This is a genomic window from Azospirillum sp. (assembly GCF_035627195.1).
Lineage (GTDB): Bacteria > Pseudomonadota > Alphaproteobacteria > Azospirillales > Azospirillaceae > Azospirillum.
In genome coordinates this window covers 1-3958 of record NZ_DASPMG010000262.1, presented here as the reverse complement: position 1 = coordinate 3958, position 3958 = coordinate 1, and the positions used below count along the sequence as shown (strand labels likewise).

Here is a 3958-nt window from a genome sequence, read left to right as displayed (position 1 = left end):
CCAGCGTGGCGACCTGCGCGCACTGGCCCAGCGCCTGCCCGCCCAGCAGCCCGGCCAGCACCGGCGCCACGGCACCCGCCGCCGCCTGGACCGCCACCATCACGGCGGCCCGGGCACCCTGCGCGCGGGCCACGGTGCCGTAGCGCTCGCGGCGCAGGTTCCACTGTGCCAGCACCTCCGCCGACGCGGTCAGCAGCAGCATCGCCGGCAGCCACCACAGCAGCCCCGCGTGCGGCAGCCACGGCCCGGCCACCGCCACCGCTCCGGCCAGGACCAGCACCGCCGCCACTGTGGCGAGCAGCGCCAGCAGCACCACCCCGGCCGCGTCCTCGTCGCGCTCCGGCAGGACGACGGCCAGCTCCCAGCGGCCCGTCGCCACGGTGGCGGCGATGCCGGCCAGCGCGGTGATCAGGCCGAAGGCGCCGAAGGCGGCGGGGTCGTACAGGCGGGTCAGCAGCGGCACGGCCGCGAGCGCCGCCGCCTGCGCGGCCAGCGTGCCGGTGACGACGGTGCCGAGGTTGCGCAGGAACTGGCGTGGCGGTGCCGCCGGTGGCATGATGGAAGGCGTCGTATGACGAAAGCGGTGGAAGTATGGCACCGCCCCTCACACGGGTCCAGTCGCGCCGCCGGTTCCTCCTGGCGCTGTGCGGATCGCTGCTTTTCGCCGCACCTGCGCGGGCACAGGCGCCGGGCGGGTCGTACTGCTACATCTTCGGGCGCTCGGCCGACGACGATCTGGCCGGCCCGTCCAAGGCGCCGCTGCCGGATGGCGAGCGGGACACGGAGCTGCGGCTCTACCTCAACAACCTGCACTATTACCTGGGGCCGTCGGCCAGCCACGCCATCCGCTGGATGCGGCTGCGCCACCGCTCGCTGCCGGGCCTGCGCTGGGACACGGTGCCGGGCAGCCGGTCGCCGGTGCTGGTGGTGCGCTGGCAGGGCCGCACGGTGAACCGCGGCGACGGCTCCATCGCCGGGCTCAACCTGCCGGACCGCACCTTCCTCCAGCTCTTCGTCGCCGACCCCGGCCCGGTGGCGGCGCGCACGCCGGGCTTCGTGCTGGACGTGACGACCTTCGACGGCACGCTGACCATCCCCGTCGCCCCCTTCGACCGCAACGACAACCAGTTCTATTAGCGAAGCCCGGCCGGCGTCAGGTCCCGCCGTTGACGCTGTCCTGGTCGTCCTCGCCGGGGATGTCGACGCCGCTGAGGTCGAGGTGGCTGGAGTCGTAGCCCGGGCCGGTGGTGACGCCGGTCCCGCCGACGAGCGGGTCGTTGTTGGAGCCGCCGCCGGCGGTGCCGCCGACCACCTGGGCCACTTCGTCCATCGACAGGCGGCGGGGGTTGGGCGTGGTCTTCTTGGTCATGGTCGGTCTCCATCCTTGGAAGCGGTTATGACCCTTGGTGGCACCGGCGCGGCGAAGGTTCCGCGGGTGCCGCCGAAAAAATCGCTCCCAAAAATCGCCCTTACAGGAAGCGTGCCCGGATCGCCTCCCACCGCTGCGTCGCGTGGGCGGTGGTGAAGCCGGCGCGCACGGTGTCCGCCGCCGCTGCGGCCATGCGCGCGCGGGCGGCCTCGTCGCGCAGCAGGGCATCCACGGCATCGGCCAGCGCCGCGTCGTCGTCCGGCGGCACGAGGCGGCCGTTGACGCCATCCTGCACGAGGTCGGCCGAGTCGCCTACGGCCGGCGCCACGCAGGGCACGCCGCACCCCATCGCCTCGATCATCGACAGCGGCAGCCCCTCGGCGGCCGAGGTCAGCACCATGACCCGGCTCTCCCACAGCAGGGGCCGCACGTCGTCGCGCCAGCCCAGCAGGTCCACCGCATCGCCCAGCCCGCGCCGCGCCACCTCCGCCGCCAGTTCCGCGCGCAGCGGGCCGTCGCCGGCCACCGCCACGCGCAGGGCGGGGTGGCGGGCGCGCAGCCGCTCCACGACGTCGAGCAGGCGGTCCAGCCGCTTGCGCCGGATCAGCCGCGCCAGGGTCAGCACGTCCCAGCGCGCCGGCCGGGGTGAGGGGTGGAAGCGGGCGGGGTCCACGGCGCTGGGCAGCGGCACGATGCGCTCCCCCGGCACCCCGGCGGCGACCAGCGCGTCGCGCGTCGCCGTGCCGGTGGTGGTGACGAAGCGCGCCCCCCGCAGCACCCCCGGCAGCAGCGGCGCCAGCGCCCGCCCGACCAGCGGCCAGCGGGTGAGCAGCCGGTTGTCCAGCCGGCCGCCGCCGCGCTCCACCTCCCGCGGGCCGCCGATCACGGCGACGGCGTAGGGCCGCCCGATGGTCCAGGCGCACAGCCGCGCGTACAGCCCGAAGGGCACGAGGTTGTAGGCGAGGATCAGGTCCGGCCGCTCCCGCCGCGCCGCCGCCAGGGCGCGCAGCAGGTAATGCAGGCTGCGGCGAATGGGCGCGGGCTCGTCCGGCACCGTCTCGTACGCCACCTTGGGCAGCTCCGGCCCGGCCTGCCGGCCCAGCCAGACCACGCGCTCCACCCAGCCGCAGGCGAGCAGCGGCTCCAGCTTGGCCCGGATCAGGTTCGGGTTGAGGGACCCCAGGACGAGAAGCCGCATGCTGCCCCGCGTTAAGGCGATTTTCAGCAACTTTACTCTAAAGTACTATGGTTTCTAAGGGCGCGTCCCGTCGCGGGCACGCCTTCCGGTTTTGGACGGTGCACCCATGTCCAGCCGCAGCCACGCACGCCAGCCCCGCCCCTTGCCCGCCGCCTTCGCGCTGCGCGACCTGCTGGTGTTCGGCTTCCGCCATTTACGGCTGATCGCGCTCAGCTTCCTCATCCCGGTGGCGGCCGGCGTGGCGCTGGCGCTGTTCCAGCCGCCGGTGTTCGAGGCGCAATCGCGCCTCGTCGTCCTGCTGGGGCGGGAATACACGTTCCAGCCGGGCATGGGGGCCGGCGCGGTGCTGTCCTTCGGCCGCGACGAGATCATCAATTCCGAGCTGGAGATCCTCATCAGCCGCCCGGTGAAGCGCAACGTGCTGTTCGCGCTGGGCATCCGCACCCTCTACCCCGACCTCGCCGACGACGTGCCGCCGGAGGCCGAACTGCCGGGCGAGCGGGTGGAGCTGGCGCTGCGCCGCTTCGAGAAGGCGCTGAAGATCGAACCGGTGCTGCAGTCCAACGTGCTGCGCCTGTCCTTCCGCCACGCCTCGCCCGAGCTGGCGGCCCGCGCGCTGAACCTGCTGGTGCAGGACTACATGGACCGGCGGCGCGACATCTACCGCCGCGACCAGTCCGCCTTCATGATCGAGCAGCGCGACGACTTCGTCCGCCGCCTGCCCGAACTGGAGCGCGCCATCGAGTCGTTCACGCGCGCCAACGGCATCTCCGACCTGCCGCAGCAGATCGCCGTCCAGCTCCAGGAACTGTCGGACCTGGAGGTGCAGCTGAGCCAGGCGACGGGCGAGCTGGAGATGGCGCAGGCCCGGCTGGAGGCGGCGCGCGGCACCATCCGCACCGTCCCGCGCGAGGTGCTGCTGTACGCCGAGGACGTGTCGCAGATGGCCGTCGATTCCGCCAAGGCGACGCTGCTGCACCTGCAGCTGCGCCGGCAGGAACTGGCCAACCGCTACAACCCCGAATCGCCCGTCATCGCCGACGTGGACCGCGAGATCGCCAAGGTGCAGTCCGTCATCGCTGGGGACAAGCCGCGCCGGCAGGACACCCGCCGCGTCGGCCGCAACCCGGTGCACGAGGATCTGGAGAAGCTGATCGCCGATCTGGGGCCGCAGGTGGAGGGGTTCACGGCGCGCCGTGCCTCGCTGGCCGCCAGCGTGGAGCGGGTGCGCGATCAGGTCTCCACCCTGAGCGAGCTGGAGATGCGCCACCACCAGCTGCTGCGCGAGCGCGCGGTGATGGAGGAGAGCTACAAGACCTACTCCTTCAAGGTGGAGGAGGCGAAGATCCTGGAGCAGATGGACCAGCAGCTGTCCACCAACGTCCGCGTGG

Annotated in this window: 5 protein-coding genes; 2 read left to right on the top strand and 3 right to left on the bottom strand. The window is 73.0% G+C overall.

What is annotated here, in order from left to right; genetic code table 11:
• On the bottom strand, positions 1-556 hold a 556-nt coding region (locus VED21_RS23600), incomplete at its 3' end, for a hypothetical protein (RefSeq protein WP_414638286.1).
• A 35-nt stretch (positions 557-591) separates the two neighbouring features.
• Here VED21_RS23600 and VED21_RS23595 point away from each other — a divergent pair.
• Positions 592-1137, top strand: coding sequence for a hypothetical protein (locus VED21_RS23595; RefSeq protein ID WP_324886633.1), 546 nt, complete (start codon positions 592-594; stop codon positions 1135-1137).
• A 16-nt stretch (positions 1138-1153) separates the two neighbouring features.
• Here the strand turns inward: VED21_RS23595 and VED21_RS23590 are convergent, their stop codons facing one another.
• Both VED21_RS23590 and VED21_RS23585 read right to left on the bottom strand, forming a co-directional pair.
• Entirely contained in the window at positions 1154-1369 is a 216-nt protein-coding gene (locus VED21_RS23590) for a hypothetical protein (RefSeq protein ID WP_324886631.1), read from the bottom strand.
• Positions 1370-1469: 100 nt separating this feature from the next.
• Positions 1470-2567: a glycosyltransferase gene (locus VED21_RS23585; protein WP_324886629.1), complete on the bottom strand. Its 1098-nt coding sequence runs from the start codon at positions 2565-2567 to the stop codon at positions 1470-1472.
• Positions 2568-2673: 106 nt separating this feature from the next.
• On the opposite strand from VED21_RS23585, the gene VED21_RS23580 reads away from it, so the two are divergent.
• A partial coding sequence (locus VED21_RS23580) for a hypothetical protein (protein ID WP_324886627.1) occupies positions 2674-3958 on the top strand: 1285 nt, incomplete at its 3' end.